The 22,502-nt window shown below is 65.0% G+C and carries 19 protein-coding genes; 10 read left to right on the forward strand and 9 right to left on the reverse strand.

The features are described 5' to 3' along the window. Nucleotides 1-112 precede the first annotated feature (112 nt). Together K3F48_RS13845 and cysE are read left to right on the forward strand one after the other, a co-directional pair. Nucleotides 113-877 (forward strand): alpha/beta fold hydrolase, encoded by a 765-nt coding sequence (locus tag K3F48_RS13845; RefSeq protein ID WP_222576073.1) that lies wholly within the window; start codon nt 113-115, stop codon nt 875-877. Between the two features lie 33 nt (nt 878-910). Continuing rightward, nucleotides 911-1,762, forward strand: a complete 852-nt coding sequence (gene cysE, locus K3F48_RS13850; RefSeq protein WP_222576025.1) for a serine O-acetyltransferase — start codon at nt 911-913, stop codon at nt 1,760-1,762. Here cysE and K3F48_RS13855 read toward each other — a convergent pair. Next, complete coding sequence (locus K3F48_RS13855) at nt 1,723-2,382, reverse strand: TetR/AcrR family transcriptional regulator (RefSeq protein WP_222576026.1); 660 nt, start codon at nt 2,380-2,382, stop codon at nt 1,723-1,725. The genes cysE and K3F48_RS13855 overlap by 40 nt on opposite strands. A gap of 277 nt (nt 2,383-2,659) precedes the next feature. On the opposite strand from K3F48_RS13855, the gene K3F48_RS13860 reads away from it, so the two are divergent. From K3F48_RS13860 to K3F48_RS13895, 8 genes are all read left to right on the forward strand, one after another. Next, nucleotides 2,660-6,127: an acyl-[ACP]--phospholipid O-acyltransferase gene (locus K3F48_RS13860; RefSeq protein ID WP_222576027.1), complete on the forward strand. Its 3,468-nt coding sequence runs from the start codon at nt 2,660-2,662 to the stop codon at nt 6,125-6,127. A 243-nt stretch (nt 6,128-6,370) separates the two neighbouring features. Next, nucleotides 6,371-7,420 (forward strand): NADP(H)-dependent aldo-keto reductase, encoded by a 1,050-nt coding sequence (locus K3F48_RS13865; RefSeq protein WP_222576028.1) that lies wholly within the window; start codon nt 6,371-6,373, stop codon nt 7,418-7,420. Between the two features lie 17 nt (nt 7,421-7,437). After that, a complete protein-coding gene (locus tag K3F48_RS13870; protein WP_222576029.1) occupies nt 7,438-7,902 on the forward strand; it encodes a GNAT family N-acetyltransferase in 465 nt (154 codons plus the stop codon). A gap of 234 nt (nt 7,903-8,136) precedes the next feature. Then, nucleotides 8,137-9,906, forward strand: coding sequence for a phospholipase C (locus K3F48_RS13875; RefSeq protein ID WP_222576030.1), 1,770 nt, complete (start codon nt 8,137-8,139; stop codon nt 9,904-9,906). 191 nt (nt 9,907-10,097) lie between these two features. Beyond that, on the forward strand, nt 10,098-10,694 hold the full coding sequence (locus K3F48_RS13880; RefSeq protein WP_222576031.1) for a LemA family protein: 597 nt from the start codon (nt 10,098-10,100) through the stop codon (nt 10,692-10,694). Nucleotides 10,695-10,732: 38 nt separating this feature from the next. Continuing rightward, nucleotides 10,733-11,527, forward strand: coding sequence for a YgcG family protein (locus K3F48_RS13885; protein ID WP_255609013.1), 795 nt, complete (start codon nt 10,733-10,735; stop codon nt 11,525-11,527). Further along, entirely contained in the window at nt 11,527-12,132 is a 606-nt protein-coding gene (locus K3F48_RS13890; RefSeq protein WP_222576033.1) for a TPM domain-containing protein, read from the forward strand. The genes K3F48_RS13885 and K3F48_RS13890 overlap by 1 nt, the downstream gene beginning before the upstream one ends. 748 nt (nt 12,133-12,880) lie before the next feature. After that, a complete protein-coding gene (locus K3F48_RS13895; protein WP_222576034.1) occupies nt 12,881-14,479 on the forward strand; it encodes a murein L,D-transpeptidase in 1,599 nt (532 codons plus the stop codon). A gap of 222 nt (nt 14,480-14,701) precedes the next feature. On the opposite strand, the gene mmoC is transcribed toward K3F48_RS13895, so the two are convergent. From mmoC to K3F48_RS13935, 8 genes are all read right to left on the reverse strand, one after another. Continuing rightward, entirely contained in the window at nt 14,702-15,736 is a 1,035-nt protein-coding gene (gene mmoC, locus K3F48_RS13900) for an aromatic/alkene monooxygenase hydroxylase FAD-binding subunit MmoC (protein WP_222576035.1), read from the reverse strand. A gap of 12 nt (nt 15,737-15,748) precedes the next feature. Further along, a complete protein-coding gene (gene mmoD / locus K3F48_RS13905; RefSeq protein WP_222576036.1) occupies nt 15,749-16,072 on the reverse strand; it encodes a soluble methane monooxygenase-binding protein MmoD in 324 nt (107 codons plus the stop codon). A 78-nt stretch (nt 16,073-16,150) separates the two neighbouring features. Continuing rightward, nucleotides 16,151-16,660, reverse strand: coding sequence for an aromatic/alkene monooxygenase hydroxylase subunit gamma (gene mmoZ / locus K3F48_RS13910; RefSeq protein WP_222576037.1), 510 nt, complete (start codon nt 16,658-16,660; stop codon nt 16,151-16,153). 26 nt (nt 16,661-16,686) lie between these two features. Beyond that, a complete protein-coding gene (gene mmoB, locus K3F48_RS13915) occupies nt 16,687-17,103 on the reverse strand; it encodes a methane monooxygenase regulator MmoB (protein ID WP_222576038.1) in 417 nt (138 codons plus the stop codon). Nucleotides 17,104-17,118: 15 nt separating this feature from the next. Then, the gene (mmoY, locus tag K3F48_RS13920; protein WP_222576039.1) at nt 17,119-18,306 is read right to left on the reverse strand and encodes an aromatic/alkene monooxygenase hydroxylase subunit beta; all 1,188 of its coding nucleotides are present in this window, start codon (nt 18,304-18,306) and stop codon (nt 17,119-17,121) included. 148 nt (nt 18,307-18,454) lie between these two features. Next, entirely contained in the window at nt 18,455-20,035 is a 1,581-nt protein-coding gene (mmoX, locus tag K3F48_RS13925; protein ID WP_222576040.1) for an aromatic/alkene monooxygenase hydroxylase subunit alpha, read from the reverse strand. Nucleotides 20,036-20,440: 405 nt separating this feature from the next. Further along, the gene (locus tag K3F48_RS13930) at nt 20,441-22,123 is read right to left on the reverse strand and encodes a molecular chaperone GroEL (RefSeq protein WP_222576041.1); all 1,683 of its coding nucleotides are present in this window, start codon (nt 22,121-22,123) and stop codon (nt 20,441-20,443) included. 40 nt (nt 22,124-22,163) lie between these two features. Further along, on the reverse strand, nt 22,164-22,499 hold the full coding sequence (locus K3F48_RS13935) for a hypothetical protein (RefSeq protein ID WP_222576042.1): 336 nt from the start codon (nt 22,497-22,499) through the stop codon (nt 22,164-22,166). Nucleotides 22,500-22,502: the final 3 nt, after the last annotated feature.

Raw genomic sequence — 22,502 nt, forward strand, 5'->3', positions numbered from 1 at the left:
AATAGACGATATTTCATGTCTTGATCCGCTTGCGGGCTCCCGCCGGTGCGATAAGTACCGGCGATCCTGACGCCCGCACGCGCGTTCGATGTAATAGAAATGGAAATTCATGATGGAGCAGTTCGAGTCGAACGGTGTGCAGCTCGCCTATGCCGATTTTCCGCCGCTGGCGGAGGATCGTGGAGAGCCCATCGTTCTCGTTCACGGCTTCGCCTCGACGCATGCCGTCAACTGGCTCTTTCCCCAATGGGTCAAGACGCTGACGGAGGACGGCCGGCGCGTCGTCGCGCTCGACAATCGCGGCCACGGCCGGTCGGCGAAGATCTACGATCCGGCGGCCTATGACCTCGCGCTGCTGGCCGACGACATCGCGCGCCTGCTCGATCATCTCGGGCTCGATCGCGCCGATATCATGGGCTATTCCATGGGCGCGCGCATCGCGACTCGTCTCGCCATCGCCCATCCGCAGCGCGTGCGGTCGCTGATTCTCGGCGGAATCGGCGCCAATCTCGTCACTTCGGCCTTGCCCCGCGGCCTGCCCGAGGCGATGGAGGCCGAGCGCATCGAGGACATCGACGACCCGCTGCTCAAAATGTTCCGCGGCTTCGCCGAGGCGTCGCGCTCCGATCTCGCCGCGCTCGCCGCCTGCGCGAGAGGCGCGAATCAGATCGTCGATCGCGCCGCGCTCGCGCAGATCGTCGCGCCGGCGCTCATCTGCGTCGGCACGCGCGACGAGGTCGCGGGCGACCCGCATCCGCTGCAGCCGCTGTTTCGGAACGCGCATATCGTGGATATTCCGGGACGCGACCATAATCGCGCGGTCGGCGACCGCGTCTACAAGCAGGCCGTCATCGATTTTCTCGCGCATCGCGAGTAGACGCAGCGCTCCGCCTGTCGCGGGAGGACCGCCATGGCTACGCCTCCACAGGAAAAAACCGGCGCCGCGCGCATCGTCGCGCTCGGCGGCGCCGATCCGCTGTTCGCGCGCATTCATGCGGAGGCGCAGGACGCGGCGGAGCGCGACCCGAATGTGGCGAGCTTTCTCTACGCCGCGGTGCTCTCGCACGATTCGCTCGAGAGCGTCATCGCCCATCGGCTCGCTCAGCGGCTCGAAGGGGCCGACATGCCGGCCGCTCTGCTCGGGCGCATCATGCTCGACAGAATGGCGCGCGACCCGAGCTTCGGCGAGGCGCTGCGCGCCGATCTGCTCGCCGTCTTCGATCGCGATCCGGCCTGCGCGCGCATTCTCGAGCCAATGCTTTATTTCAAAGGATTTCACGCCATCGAGACGCATCGCCTGGCGCATGGGCTGTGGAAATCCGGCCGCAGCGATCTCGCGCTCTGGCTGCAGAGCGCCGCTTCCGCGCGCTTTCAGACCGACATTCATCCGCAGGCGCGGATCGGCAAAGGCTTCTTCCTCGATCACGCGACCGGGGTCGTGATCGGATCGACCAGCGTCGTCGAAGACGAGGTGTCGATGCTGCATGGCGTGACGCTCGGCGGCACCGGCACGGCGGGCGGCGCGCGCCATCCCAAGGTGCGGCGCGGCGTGCTGATCGGCGCGGGCGCAAAAATCCTCGGCGATATCGAGATCGGCGAATGCGCCCGCGTCGCCGCCGGCTCGGTGGTGATGGAATCCGTGCCGCCGCACAAGACCGTCGCCGGCGTTCCCGCCCGCATCATCGGCGACGTCGGCGCCGCCGAGCCCTCCTTGACCATGGATCAGCTGCTCGACGCCCCGGCGCATGATCCGGGGCTTTGAGCGCCGAGGCCCGCGGAGACGGCGCGCACCAAGCGGTCGAGCTCGGCGTCGAGCGTTTCCGCCGGCGTCGGCGCGAGCTTTTCCTCGAGGCCGAGGGAGACGACGCCATGCACAGCCGAAAACAAGGTGCGGGCGAGCCGCGCGCGCGCAGCCGCCGGCTCATGCGGCAACAGGCGGGCGAGAGGCGCCTCGATCAACGTGAACAGCCGGTTCTGATCCTCGAGGAACCAGGCCGGGACGGCGCGGCCGCCGAGGCGATGCTCGAACAAGGCCCGCCAGAGGCGCTCATGGGCGCGGGCGAAATCGAGATAGCCGCGCGCGAGGCGCGACAATTCTTCGACCGGCTCTTCCCGCGCCTGCTGCGGCGCCTGCTGCGGCTCCAGCGCGCGCTCCAGCTGCGCGAGAGTGCCCGCGCCTATGCCGAGGATCATGTCGTCGAGATCCGCGAACACGGTATAGATCGCGCCGACCGCGCAGCCGACCGCGGCGGCGAGATCCCGGGCCTTCAGGCTGTGCAGCCCGCCCGCCTCGATGGCCGCTCGGCCGGCGGCGAGCAGCCGCTCGCGAAGCTCGGCGCGACGCGCCGCTGTGCCCGTGGCGCTGGGCTGCGCCTCCGCCATGTCCCACCCCTCCGATTCGCTCGCGCAGCCGGAGCGTCCGCCCCGCCGTCTTCGGGCAGGGGGTGGCGCCTTGTTTGAACACCGTTCAAAAACGACTTGAACGCCGTTCAGTCCGTGCTATGCTCCAGTTTGAACAATGTTCATAGAGCAGGAGCCAACCAATGATCAAGACCCCGGTCCGCGGCCCGCCGACGCTTTCCACCGCGTCGCAAACCCGTCCTTAAACCGAATCGGCGACAAAGCTCCATTCTCGCCGCGCGCAAACGGAACATCGACGATGTCCGACCATCTCCTCTTCGCCAAGCGCTTCGCGCCCTTGTTCTGGTGCCAATTCTTCGCCGCCTTCAACGATAATTTCCTGAAGAACGCGCTGGTCCTGCTCATTCTCTTCCAGATCGGCGGGTCCGAGGGCGAGTCGCTCGTCACCCTCGCCGGCGCGGTGTTCATCGCGCCCTATTTCGTGCTTTCGGCGCTCGGCGGGCAGATCGCCGACAAATTCGACAAAGCCCTCGTCGCCCGCCGGCTGAAACTCGTCGAGATCGGCGCGGCGGCGATCGCGGCGACCGGCTTCGCGCTCGCCTCCGTGCCGGTCCTGTTCGCCGCGCTCGTCTCATTCGGCGCGCTCGGCGCGCTGTTCGGCCCGGTGAAATACGGCATTCTGCCCGATCATCTGCGCGAATCGGAGCTGCCCGGCGGCAATGCGCTCATCGAGGGCGCGACCTTCCTCGCCATTCTCGCCGGCACGATCGCCGGCGGCCTCGCCATGCGCGGCGGCGGCGAGCCGCTGCTCACCGCCTTCGGAGTCGGAGCCGCGGCGCTCGCCGCCTGGGGCGCGGCCCGCTTCATTCCCTCCACTGAACGCGCGGCGCCCGATCTGAAGCTCGATCCCAATATTCTGCGCTCGACCTTCGCATTGCTGCGCGAATTGTGGCGAGACACGCGGCTCTGGCGCGTCGGCGTCGTCACCAGCATCTTCTGGCTCGTCGGCGCGATCGCTTTGTCGCTGCTCGCCCCACTGGTGACGCATACGATGCACGGGTCCGAGCTGGTCGTGACCCTGTATCTCGCGGTCTTCGCCATCGCCATTGCGGCAGGCTCAGGCCTCGCCTCTTTCCTGCTCGCCGGACGCATCGTGCTGCTGCCGGCGGCGATCGGCGCGGCGATCATCGCCGGCGCTTCGATCGACCTCGGCCTGACGCTCTCCAGGATCGCGCCGGCCGAGACGAGCGCGGCGCTGGAGGCGGCCGAGTTTCTCGCCCAGCCGGGCGCCTGGCGCGTCACCGTCGACCTCGCGCTGCTCGCCGTCGCCGGCGGGCTGATGATCGTGCCCTCCTTCGCCGCCATTCAGGCTTTCGCGCCGAGCTTCGAGCGTGCGCGCATCATCGCCGCGGTCAATGTGCTCAACGCCGCCTTCATGGCGGGCGGCGCGCTCGCCGTCGCGCTGCTGCAGGCCGAGGGCGCCAGTGTGCCGAATCTCTTCCTCGGCATGGGCGCGCTGATGGCGCTCGCCGCCCTGTGGATCTACAAGGCCGTGGTCGTCTCCCCTTTTCGTGACGCCCTGTCGATCGTCTTTCGCGCCTTCTATCGGCTCGAGGCGAAGGGCCTCGCCAATCTCGACAGGGCCGGCACGAATCCGATCATCGCGCTCAACCATGTGAGCTTTCTCGACGCCGCGGCGATCCTCTGCGTGCTGCCGATCGATCCTATCTTCGCCATCGATTCGACCATCGCCAAAAAATGGTGGGTGCGGCCGTTCCTCAAATTCGTCCGCGCCATTCCGCTCGATCCGACGCGCCCGCTCGGCACGCGCACGCTCGTCAATGCGGTGAAGAACGGCGATCCGCTGATCATATTTCCCGAAGGCCGGCTCACCGTCACCGGCAGCCTGATGAAGGTCTATGACGGCGCCGGCCTCATCGCCGAGAAGACCGGCGCTTTCGTCGTGCCGGTGCGCATCGAGGGCGCGGAAGCGACCCTATTCTCGCGACTATCGCGCGCGCAGGCGCGCCGCCGCTTCTTCCCCAAGCTGACGCTCTCCATGCAGGAGCCGGTGAAGCTTCGCGTCGATCCGGCGCTGAAGGGCAAGGCGCGGCGCATCGCTTCGGGCGCGGCGCTCTATGAGATCATGTCCGATCTCGTGTTCCGCACCAGCCCGGTCGAGCGCACGCTGCATCGCGCGCTCGTCGAGGCCGCGCGCGTGCATGGCCCGGGGCGCATCGCCGTCGAGGACCCGATCACGGGCGCGCTCTCCTATCGGCGGCTGCTGATCGGCGCCCATGCGCTCGGCCGCAAGCTGATGAAGAAATCCGAGCCCGGCGAAGCCATCGGCGTGATGCTGCCCAATTCCAACGCCGCGGCCGTGACCTTCTTCGCCGTGGTCGGCGCCGGGCGCGTCGCCGCCATGGTGAATTTCACCGCCGGCGCCGCCAATATCCGCGCCGGCCTGCTGGCGGCGCAGGCGAAGACGCTGCTCACCTCGCGCGCCTTCGTCGAGAAGGGCAAGCTCGACAGGCTCGTCGCCGCGCTGGAAACGGATTTCCGCATCCTCTACCTCGAGGATCTGCGCACGGAGATTTCGCAGGGCGACAGACTGCGCGCCATGCTCGGCCATCGCCGCGCGCTTTGCCCGCGCAGTCCGGACGACATGGCGGCGATTCTCTTCACCTCGGGCTCGGAAGGCGCGCCCAAGGGCGTCGCGCTCTCACATAAGAATCTGCTCGCCAATGCCGCGCAGGCGGCGGCGCGCATAGACTTCGGCCGCACCGACAGGCTGTTCAGCGTGCTGCCCGCGTTCCACTGCTTCGGGCTCAATGTCGGCATGGTGCTGCCGCTCGTCTCCGGCGTGCGCATCTATTTTTATCCCTCGCCGCTGCACTACAAGCTGGTGCCCGAGCTCGTCTATGCCGTCAACGCCACCGTGCTGCTCGGAACCGATACGTTCCTCTCGGGCTATGCGCGCGTCGCGCATGCTTATGATTTCCGCTCGCTACGCTATGTGATCGCCGGCGCCGAGCCGGTGAAGCAGGGAACGCGCGACGTTTATCTCGAGAAATTCGGCATTCGCATTCTCGAGGGCTATGGCGTCACCGAGACGGCGCCGGCGCTCGCTCTCAACACGCCGATGTTCAACCGCTTCGGCACTGTGGGGCGGCTCCTGCCCGGCATGGAGGCGCGGCTCGAGATCGTTCCCGGCGTCGCCGAGGGCGGACGTCTGTTCGTGCGCGGGCCCAATGTGATGCTCGGCTATCTGACCGCCGACGCGCCCGGCCGGCTGAAGCCGCCGCACGAAGGCTGGCACGACACCGGCGATATCGTCTCGATCGACCGCGATGGCTTCATCCGGATACAGGGCCGGGCCAAGCGCTTCGCCAAGATCGGCGGCGAGATGATCTCGCTCGCCGCCGTCGAGGCGCTCGCCGCCGAGCTGTGGCCGACGTCGCTGTCGGCGGCGGCGCGGGAGCTCGATTCCCGCAAGGGCGAGCGCATCGTTCTGGCCACCCAGCAGCGCGACGCGACGCGCGCCGACTTTCTCGCTTTCGCCAAATCGAAAGGCGCCGCGGAGCTGATGGTTCCGGCGGAACTCATGATCGTCGAGCGCCTGCCGCTGCTCGGCTCCGGCAAGCTCGATTTCGCCGCGGTCGCGACCATGGTCCGCGACCGCGACCGCTATATTCTGCCGACCCCGCGCGTGCCGAATGGCGTCTATGGCCGCATCGACGGCGGCGGCGCCACGCGCAGCGCCTGAGCGTTCCGACGCCCTCGGACGCCGAGCCTTCAGGCTCGATTTCGGGGGCGTGAGGACTATCTGCGGGACGCCCCGCTCTTCGGCGAGGCCTCGCCCGGCGGGGAGAGGCTTGCGTCGGATGAATCGACGTGTTTCGAGAAGCGAGCCCGGAAGCTCGCGGTCCGCGCGCGTCCTGCGACCGAGACATGCGAGCCGCCGGCGCTTTTCTCTGGAGAGCCGAGCGGGGCGACGGAGTCCGAAAACATGGAATATAGACGTTTGGGCAGGACCGATCTGCGCGTGTCGGCGATCATGCTCGGCACCATGACCTTCGGCGAGCAGAACACCGAGGCCGACGGGCATGCGCAGCTCGATTATGCTCTCGATCGCGGCGTCAATTTCATCGACACCGCCGAAATGTATTCCATCCCGCCGCGCGCGGAGACACAGGGCTCGACCGAGCGCATCATCGGAACCTGGCTCGCCGCGCGCAAAAATCGCGACAAGGTGATCATCGCCACCAAGGTCCATGGACGCAGCCAGAGCCCCTATATGCGGCCGCACGGAAAGGGCACGCGGCTCGACCGCGCCGACATCCTTTACGCGATCGACCAATCGTTGAAGCGCCTGCAGACCGATTATGTCGACCTCTATCAGCTGCACTGGCCGGACCGCCCGCTGCCTCTGTTCGGCGCCGGCGGCACGATCTACAAGGCGCCGCCGCCCCTGCCCGAAATTCCGATCGAGGAGACGCTGGAGGCGCTGGGCGAGCTGGTGAAGGCCGGCAAGGTCCGCCATGTGGCGCTCTCCAACGAGACCGCCTGGGGCGTCGCGCGCTTCCTGCGCGCGAGCGAGCTCGGAGCGGGGCCGCGAATCGTTTCGATCCAGAACGCCTATCATCTGCTCAATCGCACCTTCGAGATCGATCTCGCCGAATTCGCGCAGCGCGAGGATGTGGGACTGCTCGCCTATTCGCCGCTGGCGCAGGGCTATCTCACCGGCAAATATCAGAACGGCGCACGGCCGCCCGGCGCGCGCACCACGCTGTTCGAGCGCGGCCAGCGCTACGAGAAGCCGGGCGTGGCGCTGGCGATCGACGCCTATCTGGCGCTGGCGAAGGATGTCGGCGTCTCGCCCGCCGCGCTCGCTCTCGCCTTCGTCACGTCGCGACCTTTCGTGACCTCCAACATCATCGGCGCGACGAGGATGGAGCAGTTGAAGGAGAATCTCGATTCGCTCGATGTGACGATCACGCCTGAGATCGAGGCGCGCATCGACGAAATCCACCAGATTCACAGCAATCCGGCGCCGTGACCGCGAAGGCGAAATAAATGAATGTGACGCTGCGGCTCGCATCGCTCGAGGAGAAGCCGAAGCTCGCCGCCCTGCTGCGGGACTATCTCGAGGAGCTCGGCCCCTGGGGCTATGGCGAGCCCGACTACCCCTTCCTCGATTGCTATTGGCGCGAGGAGCGGCGCAGCCCCTTTCTGATCGAGGCCGACGGCGCGCTCGCCGGCTTCACGCTGGTGAACGCCGTCTCGATCTCCGGCTATGCGGTCGACGCGTCCGTCGCGGAATTCTACGTGCTGCCGCCGTTCCGCCGCCGTGGCTGCGGCGCCCGGGCGGCCTCGCTCGCCTTTCGCTCGCGAGCGGGGTGGTGGGAATTGTCCTTCCATCGCGACAATCCCGCGGCGCGACTCTTCTGGCCGGCCGCAGCCGCGCGCGCCGGCGCCAGGCGACTGCAATTCTACGATGTCGGCGAGAGCCGCATCCTGCGCTTTCGCATGGCCTGCTGACCGACCCTACCCTGGCGAGCGCGAGACGAGGAGCGCGCCGAACGGTTGGTCTCATGACGACCGTCTCTTTGCCGCACCACGTCTTTTTGCCCTTGCGTCACGAGAACGCGTTTTTTCTGACATCGGGAGGCAACGAAGGCATAGCACTTTCGCGCCGCAAACTGAGAGGCGCGCCTCGCCCGGCTCCGGCTCCTTCGCCGAAGATGCGAGACGCTCTCGGGGAGAGGGGCAAATATGCGTTCGATCTTCACATCGCTGTGCCTAGCGACCACCGCGCTCTGCGCGACTCCTGCTTTCGCGGGATCGACCACGACGCCGATCCGCCATGTCATCATCGTCGTCGGCGAGAATCACACCTTCGACAACGTCTTCGGGACCTATAAACCCACCGGCGGCCAGAAGATCTCCAATCTGCTGAGCAAGGGCATCGTCAACGCCGACGGCACGCCCGGCCCGAACTTCGCGCTCGCCAGGCAGCGCATCGGCACCGACGTTTCGAACTATCACGTCACGACGCCCACGGTCGGCACCTACGGCGTTCTGCCGCAGCCCTACACCACCTATGCGCTGTTCCAGCCGCAGGGCGTTCCGGACACGCGCTTTCCGAGCGATCTGCCGAACGGCCCGTTCCAGATCACCAAATACGCTCCCTACAGCTCCTTCACCGGCGACCCTGTCCATCGCTTCTTCCAGATGTGGCAGCAGATCAACGGCGGCAAGAACGACAAGTTCGTCTGGGTCGAGAAGTCGATCGGAACCGGCTCGAACGGCAAGCCCTATCCCGCCGACGGATTCAACCCCAAGGAGGGCGCGATCGCGATGGGATTCTACAATATGAATCCCTATAAGGACGCGACGGGCGCCGACAAGCCCGGCGACGCCGCGATCTTCAAGTCGCTGGCCGATCATTACGCGATCAGCGACAATTTCCATCAGTCGATCATGGGCGGCACGGGCGCCAATTTCCAAGCCATCGTGAACGGCTTCGCCGCCTTCTTCACGGACCCCGCCAAGCTCGACGGCTCCGCGGCGACGCCCTGGAGAAATCAGATCGAGAATCCGAACCCGAGGAAGGGCACGGACAACTACTACACCCAGGACGGCTACAGCGGCGGCTCCTATGTGAACTGCGCCGACGCCAAGCAGCCGGGTGTCGGCTCGATCAACGCGCAGCTCAAGAAGAGCGGCGCTCAGAACACCTGCGAGGACGGGCATTATTATCTCGTCAACAATTACAGCATGTATTGGAACCAGACCAGCGCTCAGCACCGCGATCTCGGCTCCGACAAGTTCGTGCTGCCGCCGCAATCCGCTCCGACCATCGCCGACGTGCTGACCAAGGCCGGCGTGTCCTGGAAATATTACAGCGCCGACCGCGGCGACGACATCACTGCGTTCGACAAGGAAGTGGACGGCATTCCGCTGCTCTATCACTCCTATTGCGGCATCTGCGACCCGCTCACCGCCTATAAGAAGATCATGAGCCATCCGAACCAGGAAAATAAGCTCCAGAACTATGGGAACTTCCTGCGGGACCTCAAGGACGGAACGCTCCCCGCGGTCTCCTTCGTGCGGCCCTTCGAATATCTCGCCGGCCATCCGGCGAACTCTAACAATGAGCTCTACGAGCAGTTCATCCAAGCGCTCATCCACCGCGTGAAGAGCAACAAGTCGATCTGGTCCGACACCGCAATCTTCATCACCTATGACGAAGGCGGCGGCTATTACGACTCGGGCTATGTGCAGCCGGTCGACTTCTTCGGCGACGGCACGCGCATTCCGCTCATCGTCGTGTCGCCCTACGCGAAGAAGGGCTATGTCGACCACACGTACTACGACCACGTCTCGATGCTGAAATTCATCGAGCGCAACTGGAAGCTGCCGAAGATCTCCTCGCGCAGCCGCGACAATCTGCCCAATCCCGTGCATACCGACGCCGATCCTTACGTCCCGACCAATCGTCCGGCGATCGGCGATCTCATGAACATGTTCGATTTCGATTGAGATCGACCAAGCATGAGCTTCTAAGGAAAGGGCGGCGGTTCTGCCGCCCTTTTTCTTTCGGCGCGCCGCGCCCGCGGTCACCGCCGCCACGGAATATGATCGTCGCTCTTCCCATCGCCGCGCGGCGCGCCTAAGTTTTCGAGGCGCGCGCCGAACGAGGCGGCTGCGGCGCCGGACCGGAGAATTTCGAAATGCGCCTTCCCTCCCGCTGGCTGTTCCTCTTCGCCCTTCTTTCGCTCGCCGTCCCGCTCTCGGGCTGCGGCTATAATACGATCCCGACGCTGGAGGAGGAGGCCAAAGCCAAATGGGCCACGGTCGAGGCGCAATATCAGCGTCGGGCCGACCTCATTCCCAATCTCGTCGCCACCGTCAAAGGCTACGCCAAGCAGGAGAAGGACGTTCTCACCTCGGTGACCGAAGCGCGCGCCAAGGCGACGCAGATGCGGCTCGATTCCTCCCAGCTCACCGATCCCGAAAAGGTCAAGCAGTTCCAGGAAGCGCAGACCCAGCTCTCCGGCGCGCTCGGACGGCTGCTCGCCGTCAGCGAGGCCTATCCGGACCTTAAATCCAACGCCAACTTCCTTGCTCTGCAGTCGCAGCTCGAGGGCACGGAGAACCGCATCAATGTGGCGCGCCGCGACTACATCGAGGCGGCGCGGGAGTTCAACACCTCGCTGCGCACCTTCCCGACGCTGCTCTGGGCCAAGACCGTCTTCGCCGGAACCAAGCCGCTGCCGGAGTTCACGGCCGTCGCCGGCGCGGAGAAAGCGCCCGAGGTAACCTTCTGAAGGCGCCGCGCGGGGAGCGAATGTCGGCGATATCGCTCATGATCAAAATCGCGCCGCGCGGCTCGGCCGCGCTGGCGCTCCTCGTGCTGCTGCCGGTTCTGGCCTTCGCTGCTCTCTCCTTCCCCGCGCTCACGGGCCGCGTCGTCGACGACGCCCATATCCTGCCGCAGGCGGCGAAGCTCGCGGTGGAGACGAAATCGCGCGCGCTCGAGGACAAGTCGGGCATTCAGCTCGTCGTCGCCACCATCCCCTCGCTGCAGGGCGCGGACATAGAAAGCTTCGCCAATGGGCTGTTCCGCTTCTGGAAGCTCGGCGAAGCGAAGACGAACAATGGCGTGCTGTTCCTGATCGCGCCGAATGAACGCAAGATGCGCATAGAGGTCGGCTATGGGCTCGAGGGCGCGCTGACCGACGCGCTGTCCAAGATCATCATCGCGACGGCGGTGACGCCGAAGTTCAAGGCCGGCGACTATGGCGCTGGAGTCGAGCGCGGCGTCGACGCGATCGTCGAGGTGCTGAGCGGCGACGCGGCGGAGTGGCAAAAGCGCGTGAAGCTGCGCGCCGAGGGCGAGGACGCCTTCGACGACCTCGTCCCGCTCATCATGGTCGCGCTGTTCCTGTTCGTCTTCCTGTCCATGCTCTCCAACGCCCGCGGCGGGCGGCGCGCCTATCGCGGCGGGCGCGGGCCGATCGTCTATCTGCCGCCTTCGAACGACTCCTGGTCCGGAGGCTCCTCCTGGGGCTCGGGGAGCTCCTGGGGCGGCGGCGGAGACGGCGGCTTTTCGGGTGGAGGCGGCTCGTCCGGGGGCGGCGGCGCTTCGGGGGACTGGTGATGCCCATTTCCAACGAGGATCAGGCGCGCATATCGGCGGCGATTCGCGCGGCCGAGCAAAAGACCGCAGGAGAAATCGTCTGCGTGCTGGCGCGTCGCTCCTCCGATTATCTCTATGTGCCGCCGCTGTGGGCCGCGCTGCTGGCGCTCGTCGCGCCCTGGCCGCTGGTGATCTTCACCACGCTCGACATTCGCGCCATATTGGTCATTCAGACGCTGATCTTCGTGGCGGTCGCCGCGGCGCTCTCCTATCCGCCGCTGCGGCTGGCGGCGACGCCGCGCATCGTCAAGCGGGCGCGCGCCCATCGCGCCTCGATCGAGCAATTCTTCACCCGCGGCGTCGCCGGCACGAAGGGCAGGACCGGCGTGCTCATCTTCGTCTCGCTCGGCGAGCGCTATGCGCGAGTCGTCGCCGATGACGGAATCGCGGCCGAAATCTCCGACGAGCAATGGCGCTGCGCGCTCGATCTGCTGCTCGACAACGTTCGCTGCGGCCACATCGCCGAGGGCTTCGTCGCGGCGATCGAGGAATGCGCGCGGCTGCTCGCGCAGCATGTGCCGCCGGGCGGCGCCGAGGAGCTGCCGGACCGCATTTACGTGATCTGAGCGCGCATGAAAAAAAGTCCCGGCCGCGCCATGGCGCGCCGGGACAGCTGGCTCGCAGGAGGTCGAGCGCGTCGGCCAGAGCGCTTTCCGATCGAACGGAATCGTTCGATCGATCAGAATTCGCTCAAACTAAAGAATGCTAGAGCGTTATCCGATCCATTCGGATCGGATAACGCTTTAGCCGAGGAAGCGCGTGATCTGATGAATGACGACGATGAAGAAGGCCAGAGCGCCGACGATTCCGGCAATAGCCTTGGCGAGTTCCGCGGAGCTATGCATGACGTTTCCCCTCTCTGTCTCATAATTTGTTATTCGACACGCCGTCTCTTCTTTAGATGCGTGCGCGTCGAGCAATAGATTGCGCGCGTATTCTTTGGCCGACAATCGCCCGAGCGCGCGTCACAATGGCGCAGCAGCTTGCAGAGGCTTGAAATATCGTCTTGATTTCCGCCCGCTCGGCTGTGCTACAAAAAGTCGCGGCGAGTCGCCCGTCGCGAGCGCTCGGTTCCGGACGATGGCCAGGACTACGGCCAGGACTACGGCCTTGTACGGCTCGACACGGCCTCGACGAGGCCGATAATGAGCGCGGCTTCGCCGAGAGCGAAGCAAGTTTGTCGCTTTCCTGGTTCTGCGTTAACCCTATAACTTCTCGTAACCTCGATTGCCGTATCGTGGGCGCGTCCTTCTCGGTGGAAGGATAGGCGCGACCCGCCGGTTGGTCGTCGTTCAGTAGGCGTGAGGCAAGACCATGGTGACCCGCGATGCTCTCGCGGGAGCGTCCGCAAAGGCGTTCCTCGTCGTTCTCGCTTGCTCCTGCGCGTCGATCGCATTCGCTGCGTCCCGCGCGCCATTTCGCGAGCGGCTCGCCGAGCCGCCGCCGATCGTCTCCTGGCTCGCGGCCGAGGTCCGTTCCGCGCCGGCGCCGTCCGAGTCTTTCGTGGGCGATCTCTCCGTTTCGCCGCTTCTGCCGATCGTCGCGCCGCATGTCGCGGCCGAGGCCGACGCGGATTTCGATGTCGCCGCCGCTCTGATCCCGGCAGAGGCGCGCGCTTTCGCCGATGCGCTCGACGTCTGGGCGCATCGCGCGAGCGGCGAGCGGCTCGTCCAGCGCAAGGCCATCGCCGAATTCTACGCCGCGCGCGTCTATCGGCCGCTGTGGCGGGAGGGCGAGCGATGGCGCGCGGAGGCGTCGGCGGTCGTCGAACGCCTGCGCCTCGCGGGCGAGGACGGGCTCGATCTGCGCGCCTATCCGATCCCCGAGCCGGGCGCGCAGGCGTCCGCCGCAGCCGATGAAGTCGCCCTAACGGAAGCCGTCGTCGCCTATGCGACGCAGGCCGCCGGCGGGCGCGTCGATCCGCGACGAGTCTCGCGGCTCATCGGCGCCCGCCCGCCTTTGCCGGAACCCGGGGCTATTCTCTCCGCCATCGCTGCCGCCGGCGAGCGCGCGGGCGATCGGCTCCAAGACTATAATCCGCCGCACGCGGGCTATCGCGCATTGAAGGAGAAGCTCGTCGAGCTGCGCGGCGCGCGTGGGCCGGAGGCGCCGACGCGCTACGCCGAATCGCGATCCGTGGCGCGCGACGACTCGCCCGCCGAGCACAAGAGGCGCGCGACGCCGGCCGCTCCGCAGGGCGCGCGCCTGCGGGCGGAGATCATCGCCAATATGGAGCGCTGGCGCTGGCTGCCGCGCGACCTGGGCGGCGACCGCATCGAGGTCAATATTCCCGATTTCGAGCTCGCCGTCGTCCGCGACGGCGAGGTGACGCATCGCGCGCGCGTCATCGTCGGCAAGGAGGGCACGCCGACGCCGGTGTTTTCCGATGCGATGCAGTTCATCATCGTCAATCCCTATTGGAACGTGCCGCCGTCGATCCTGAACAAGGAGATGCTGCCGAAATTCGGCGGCGATCTGCAGGCGATCGCCGCGCACGGCTATGAAGTGGTCTATCGCAACGGCCAGGCGCGAGTGCGCCAGCGGCCGGGCGAGGGCAATGCGCTCGGTCGCATCAAATTCATGTTCCCGAACGATTTCTCGGTCTATCTGCACGATACGCCGAGCCGCGGGCTGTTCTCCGCTGCGCATCGCGCCTTCAGCCATGGCTGCGTGCGCGTCGACCAGCCCTTCCGCCTCGCCGAGGCGGTGCTCGGCCCGGACAGCGGCTGGCGCGAGGACCGCGTGAAGAAGCTCATCGGCGGCTCCGAACGCTATATCAATCTCATGCACCCGCTGCCGATCCATATCGAATATTTCACCGCTTTTGTCGACACGGGCGGGCGCCTGCGTCTGCGCGGCGATCTCTACGGCTATTCCGCCAAGGTGCGCGCGGCGCTGGGCCTCGAAGGCTAGCAGTGTGCTTCATCGAAATTGATTGGCCTCGAGAGCGAGCCTGAACGCTCGCAGTCCGAGCCGCGCTCGCTACTACACCGCGAGGCTCGCAATTCCCCGCGACTTGCGATCCCGAGCGGCGACGCACGCAGAAAAACTGCCCGAGCGAGCCCGGGCAGGAGAAGTTGGGGAGCCCCCGCCCGACGGAGTAAAGTCCGAGCGAAGAAGAAAGGCGGCGGCCGGTCAGCCGCTCGCCAGGAATTTCTCGAGATAGACCTGCTCCTTGGGCACGCCCGCCGTCGCCGCCGCCGCGAAGGCGGCCTCGATCATGCCGGGAGGACCGCAGAGATAGATGTCCGGCTTGACGTCGGATTTCTCCAGCTCCGCGCGCAGGAGATCGATCACTGTTCCCTTGTCGACGCCATTGCCGCCGTCGTCATTCACCACCGCGATGCGAACGCCGAGGCTCGGCATGGATCGCGCGAGGCTCTTCAGCTCGTCGACATAGAATAATTCATCGCGGTTGGTGACGCCGAACAGCAGCGTCGCCGGCGACGGATCACTGGACTTGCCGAGCTGGCGGATCATCGACAGCACCGGCGACAGCCCCGTGCCACCCGCGACGAAGACTCGCGACCGCCCGCCGTGATCATGCAGCGAGAAGGACCCGGCCGGTCCGCGCAGATCGACCCGCATGCCGACCTTCGCCTCCGTCTGCAGGAATTTCGAGAAGGCCCCGTCCGGCAAGAGTCGGATGAAGAATTCGAGCTGCCCGTCCTCCGCGACCGAAGCCATGGAATAGGAGCGCCGCGTATGCGTGCCCGGAATCTCGATGTCGACGAACTGGCCGGGAACGAAGTTCAGCGAAATGCGCGCCGCGCCGTCGGCCGTCAATGGCTGCAGCACGAGACGCACGACATTGGACGACACGCGATCGCACGCGACGATCTCGGCGAGCCAATTGGTCTGGATCGCTTCGAAGGAGATGCGATCATAGGTATAGGGCACGACGAGATGCAGATCGCTGCGCGGAAAAGTGCGACACAGCAGAACCTTGCCGTCCTCTTCCTCGTCCGGCGGCAACGCTTGGACCTTCACATCGATCAGCTCATAGTCGCCATCCGTGCAATCGGCCTTGCAGGTGGCGCAGCCGCCCGCGCGGCAGGAGGCGAGCAGAATCACGCTCTGCCTCAGCCCCGCGGAGATCACATCCTCACTGGGCCCGCATTCGAACGAGCAGGTTTCTCCGTCCTCGGTCTCGATGACGATCTGATACATAAGTCTCGAACCCTAAATATGCGCCGGCTTCGCCGCGCCGTTCTCGTCCTTCACGGGCTCGGGCGTTCCGATGCCGCGCAGCAGCGCACGGATCGCCTCGCTCTTCCCGCCATCGTTCAGCGAAGCCTCGTCCTGCCTGCGGAAGAAGCTCAGCACATGAGCGACCGCCTCGCGCGCCGACTCCTGCGACAGCGAGCAGCCTTCCTGCACGAATTCGCCATCGCGCAGGATCTCCCAGCGCCACATATATTCGAGGTCCATCGTATAGGCTTGATAGCGCTCGTCGGCGTGTATCAACGCCTGCCGGATCTCCGGCCGCGCCGCCCCTTGCTCCATTGTCTTCCTCCCTCTTTATCTCTTGTCGTTCGGGCGGCGCGGCCGCCCGAACGCATGTCTTTCGCAATTCGTGCAGCGTCACGCCTGCAGATGCAGGACCTTGACGCCGCGCTCCTTGCGCAGCCCTTCGAGCGGAGTGGCGTAATAATCGGTGTTGCGGATCTCCATCAGCACGGTGCCGAGCGCGGCATCGGTCCGCAGGAACACATTCACCGGCAGAACCGGCGGCTTGTAGAGCTGCCGGAACTCGATATGGATGCGCTCCGCCTCATATTTGCTCTTCGCCGCCTTGATCTTGGCGATCCAGGTCGCCTCCACCGCGGCGGCGGCCTCGCCGGTCGACGCCTTGGTGATGAGATCGGCGACGGGGAGCTTCTCGGTCTTCAGCACCGAGAGCTTCTCCTCGATCTTGCGTTCGATATATTGATAATCGACGTCGAGATCATAGCTCTTGCGGAACGGCGACGAATAGGCGAGGCGGAAGTCCTGGATGAACTTCGTCGCCTGATCGACGCTCGTCAGCTTGGCGATTTTGGCTTCCCATTCGGTGCGAATGGAATTGTCGTGGATGGGTTCTCTCTTGGCCATTTTCTAACGTTCCTCGTGATCGCCGATCAAATGTCGGTCAGGGCGCGATCGAGGCCCATGAGTTCGGAGGTGATGGTGAATTTGGTGCCGAGCGTATAGGCGCGGCCGACCGTCGACGATACATTCACGAGAAGGTCGTAGACTGAGAACGGCTTGCCGAGCATGTCGGAAGCCTCGGCCGAATCGATCTCGATCGCGCCATCGGCCTTGATCCACCAGAAGCCGGCCTTGTCCTCGACGACGATCGACGGATTCTTGGCCTTGCCGGCCTTGAGGACGATGTCCTCGACGATGGCGTCGATCTCGTCGCTCTTCATCAGCACCAGAACCACGGCGTTGGACTCGTGGACGACCTGATTCTCCTCGGCGAAGAACTCGTCGGCGAAGGCCTTGCCGGTCTTCTGCATGATGCCGGCGTTGTAAGCGTTGTGAGCGCTGGACATTGAAGCGTTTCCTTTTCAGTTCTTGTAGCCGGCGAGAACGGCGTCGACCTTCTGGTCGACGTCGACCTTGAAGCCGATCTTGTCGGCGTAATCGATCTTCCAATCGCCGAAGACGCGCTGCAGCGCATCGGAGACGCCGGCGCGATCGGTCGCGCCCGCGACCTTCTCGACCTTGGCGTAGAGACCGACGAAGTCCTTCAGCGCCGCAACCGAATTCGCGAGATAATGATCGGTCCAGGCGGAAAGGAATGTGCGGTTGTGCGCGCCGAATTCCGAATCATTGGCGAGGCAATAGACGAAGAGATCGTCGATCGCGCCGCGCGTGGTTTGGAAATAGGTCTGCGACTGCGCCGTGAAGAAGGGTGTCAGCGTGTCGCCATAAACGGTGGCGAGGCGCTGGAAGAACTCGCGACGGGCGAACTGGCCGAAGGTCGCGTCATAGACGGCGTGACCCGCCCAGAGGATCTCGTTCCAATCCTGAATGCCCTGCCAGATCTCCTGCACCGTCGCGCGCGCGCCGGCATAGATCGGGTCGGTGGTCCAGATCTTCTTCGGAATGTCGGTCGAAGCGTCGAAGCCCGGAACCAGCTTGGCGATGAACAGACGCTCCATCTGGATCATCTGCGCATTGTCGACCTTGTCGAGACCGGCGAAGGTCGCCGACTGGCGGATGGTGTCCGACAGACAGTCGCGGCCGACCGAGGAATGCGCGTTGAACAGGCCATACTCGTTGAAGAGCAGAGCGCCGTAATATTTGTTGAGGATCTCGTCGCGCCAATAGGGGTCGATGGTGCGGATCGAGCCTTCGGACGAATAGCCGGCGAGAAAGCGCTGGGTGTAGCGCGCCTCTTCCGACTTGTCCTTCACATAAGGAGCATGCCAGCGGCGGGCCGGGTCGCGATGGCGATACCAGTCGGTCGTGCGCAGCTCAGTGCTCTCATTGCCCCAGGACGGACGCCCGCCGTGGAACTTCTGGGTCCAATCGCCCCAATCGAGGCCGCCGGCGATCCAGTCGGGATTGGGCTGAGCATAGCAGGACAGCTGCTCATATTCCGACAGGCGCTTCCAGCGCGGCTGGATGAAATAGTGATATTTGCGCTGCGTGTCGAGCGCATGATCCGGCAGCGCGGCGGCGATGATAGCCGCGCGCTCGGGATCGGTGAGACCCCGCTTGGTGACTTGGGAGCTCTGAGGCTGTGACATGGTCGTTCATTCCTCCACTGAGGGATTTTTTGGTGCTTCGTGCTCGCGTCGAAGGTGACCGCCGGGCGCGGGAGTCCCGACGGTCCTATCCAGCGCGCGTTGCGAGCGACGCGCGCTGGAATTTTGTGAGACATGAAATTTTGTGAGATCAGAACTTGGCGAGCGGATCGGGGAACACGCAGCCCGCGCGCTTGATGTCCTCGAGCGTCCACAGATTGTCGCCGCGCGTGTGCGGCTGAGCGATCAGCGTCTTGCCGTCGGAGCGAACGCCATGGCCCTCGGCGATCACCTCGGACAATTCGCGTCCCTCATACTGCTCGAACACATTGTGGCACTCGTAGCGCTCCGGCTCGATCAGCCACTGGCGCTCGCCCCAATCATCCGTCAGCGAATGCTTCTTGCCGTTGAATTCGTGCACGCGCAGCGAGCCCGAGCCCTTGGCCAGCGACGGAATGAACGGAACCTGCGAGACGCGGTCGATATAGACGTCGTGACCGTTCGCGAGGAGCCACTGATAGGGGATGAAGCCGCTCTTGGGATCTTCATAGCCGAGCTTCTTCCACTCGTTGAAGATCTTGCCATAGTGATCGGCCCAACCCGGATAATTCGCCTCGAACCAAGCCTGATCCTCTTCGTCCGGCAGAGCGAGACGGGCGAAGCCGAGCGGCCACATCGCATAGGCGGCGAGCGCGAGATCGTGATGCGCCCAATAAGCGTCACGCTTGGCGTCGCGAAGCGAAGCCGGGCTCTCGACGCCATATTTGCCGAGACGGCCGATCCAGATTCCACCCCAATCCTCATAGACCCAGCGGTTCCAGGTCTTCACCCAGGGCTCGACCTTGAACTTGGAGCCATATTCGAACAGATAGCCGAGGACGGGCGTGAAATATTTCTGCTGCGTCCAGAAGGCGTTGTTCAAATCGGTGTTGAGGAACTTCGCCGAAGCCGGATCATTGGCGATCGACACCACGGTCTGGTAGCCGTTCGCCATATGACGCAGCTCGTCGGTCTCCACCGAGAGGAACACGGTCGGCGTGATCTCGTCGCCATTGGCCGAGGCCCATTCGGTGACGGCGACGATCAGCGGATTGGTGAAGCAGGCTTCGCCGACCAGCTGCAGATTGACCGAGCACTCCACGGCGTCGCCGGAGATGAAGCCATCGGCGAAGACGCGCTTCATGCCCTTCCACAGCGGACCGATCGCGCGGGTGCGACGGGCGTCGTTGTGGCCGGCCGGATCATGATAATGCTTGGAGTAATAGTGATTGATGAAGGCGCATTGATGCGTGTGACGAATCTCGTCGAGCACCTGCGCGAGATAGCCGTTCTTCTGCTCGGCGGCGGTGGCGCTGTCCCACAGCATCGCCGAAGCGGCGATCGCGTTGTATTCGCCGACCTCGAGGAAGTTCGAGATCACCTTCATCGTCTCGCCCCAGCGGGGATGGACCTTGTTGCCGGCGCCGAGACGGGTGAGGCCGTCGAGCAGAGTGCCGAACTGGCGCTCGTCCTTGGCCGCCTCCATGCGGGCGTATTCCTTGGCGATGACCTTGAACTGCTCCTTGGTCTCGTTCGCCATGTGATATTTAGTCGGATATTTCGTCCGATTTTCCTTGAAGTCCCAGTTGAAGCTCTGCAGCCACTTGTGGACTTCCTGCGGCTCGACGCCGACCGGAGCTCGATTGACCTTCAGAGCATCGGTCGCCGCTTTGGTCGCGAGACTGATCGCCATGCTTGTTCCTCCTGACAGAGTTTTCTTTTCTTTCGGACTGTCGAGCTCGCGGCTGCCGCGTTTCGATCGTCCGAATGTAGGCGCCGCTTTCCAAGCCTCGGGTGTTTGCAAAACATCGTTGCGCGTCATGCGCGGAAGCGACGACGCATTATTGTTGGCAAGGCCTGTGCCACTCGTCACGACTAATGAAGCTCTTGCGTTTCTCTAAGGATTCATCGCGATTGCGACAGCATGAGACGCGAGTGTTCGATCACGCTCCGGCGATGCTCGATACAGGTGTCAAAGAACCATACGTCTCGCGAGATGCGTCGAATTCGATGAAGCGACGTCGTGCAGGCGGCAAAAAGAAAGCGCTGCGGCGATGCAACGCCGCAGCGCTTTCTTTTTGAACGATCGCTTCGTCGATCAGCTGCGCGGATCTTCTCGCGTTTGCGCGGCGAGATGCGGATCGAATCCGAATGTCGGATCGCGCGGCGGAATATGCGTCACTGCGCATTCGACCGTCATCATCGACGATGCGGTGGCGACGGCGTTGCGCAGCGCGAGCCGCGTGACGCGCGCGGGATCGATGACGCCCGCGGCATAGAGATCGCCGCATTCGCCGCTGCGCATGTCCATGCCCCAGAAATCGTCATTCGAACGTCGGAGCTCATAGAGAAACTCATTCGCGTCACGTCCCGCATTGGCGGCGATGCGTCGAATGGGCTCGTCGAGCGCCGTGCGCACGATGGCGATTCCATAGGTCTGATCGAGATTGTCGCCGCTCGCTTCCGCGAGCGCGGCACGCGCGCGATAGAGGCCGACGCCGCCGCCGGCGATGACGCCGTCGCTGCGCGCGGCGCGCGCGGAGGACAGCGCATTCTCGATTCTCTGCATGCGCTCCTTGATCAGAATATCCGAGAATCCGCCGGCCTTGATGGTGACGACCTTTCCCGAGAGCGCCTTGATGCGCGTCTGCAATTTTTCGAGATCGTGCCGCTTGCCGCTCGGCGAGCCTTTGGACGGATCGGCTTGCGTGATCCATTCGGCCTGCTGGCGCGCGGAGGCGAGACGCTCCGCGATCATCGCGCTTTCGCCCGCGCCGCCGATCACCACCGTCTCTTCCTCGCGCACGACGACGCGGCGCGCGCGGCCGAGATGCGCGAGCGTCACGCTCGACAGATCTTCGCCGCACGCCTCCATGATCGCGCGCCCGCCGGTGAGCGCGGCGAGATCGAGCAGGAATTCATAACGGCTGTCGCCATAGCCCGGACCTTTCACCGCGATCGAGCAGAGATTCTTGCGGATGTGATTGAGCAGCAGACCGGGCAGCGCCTCCTCGACGATATTTTCGGCGACGACGAGCAGGCTTCCATTGTGCCGGCGGACCAGCTCCAGCGCCGGCACCAGCTCGGAGAAATGATTGACGACGCGATCATAGATCAAGACATAGGGAGTCTCGAGCTCGGCGATCTTGCGCGTGCTGTCGGTCATGAAATAGGGCGAGCGATAGCCCTGCTCCCAGCGCATGCCCTCGACGATGTCGATCTCATCGTGAAGCGCGGCGCCGAGCTCCACATCGACGACGCCGCCATCGCCTGCGCGCGTCAGGGCCTCGGCGACGATCGCGCCGATCGATTCGTCGCCGCCCGCCGCGAGCGTCGCGACATGGGCGAGCGCGCGCGCGTCGTCGCAGCGGCGCGCGCGCGCGGCGAGATCGGCCTCGACGATGCGCGCCGCCTTCTCCATGCCGAGCACGATGTCGCGCGGATTCATGCCGGCGGCGAGCGCCTTGCGCGTCTCGGCGGCGAGGCGCCGCGTCAGCACCACCGACGTCGTCGTTCCGTCGCCCGCCTCCTTGGCGACCGCCGTCGCCATCTGCCGCACGAGCGTCACGCCGACGCTCTGCGTGCGGCCGGAAAGCTCGACCGCCTGCGCGACGGTGACGCCGTCCTTGGTGGCGACGGGCGGAAGTCCCGCGGCGCGATGCTCGATCACGACATTGCGGCCGCGCGGACCGAGCGTGACGCCGACGGCGTCGGCGAGGGCGTCGACGCCCTCGAGCAGGTCGCGACGCACCACGTCGCCGAAGCGGATATTTCTGGCCACGAACTCTTCTCCTTGGTCACGCGGCGGCTGCCGCCGCTGCTCACGTCTTCTTGGATTTGTCATAGGCGGCGACGTCGATGTCCTCGCGGCCCGCATCCAGCGCCATCGTCTTGCGGCCGGCGGCGACGCGGCGCGCGCGATTGCGCTCGAGCCTCGCCCACAGCGACAGAAGTCGGCGATCGTCGAAATCGAGCGCGTTGCGCAGCTCCTCGAGATCGATCGGCTCGAGCTCTCTGCGGAAATAGGCGCGCAGCTCGGCGACGCGCTCCTCGCCGATATGCGCGGCGAGATCTCGCGTTTCGGCTTCCAGCACGCGAATCGACGCGTCGAGCGTCGTGGCCATCTGCTCGAGAAAGGAACGATCGTCCGGTCCCATCGC

Source organism: Methylosinus sp. Sm6 (assembly GCF_019802345.1).
Lineage (GTDB): Bacteria > Pseudomonadota > Alphaproteobacteria > Rhizobiales > Beijerinckiaceae > Methylosinus.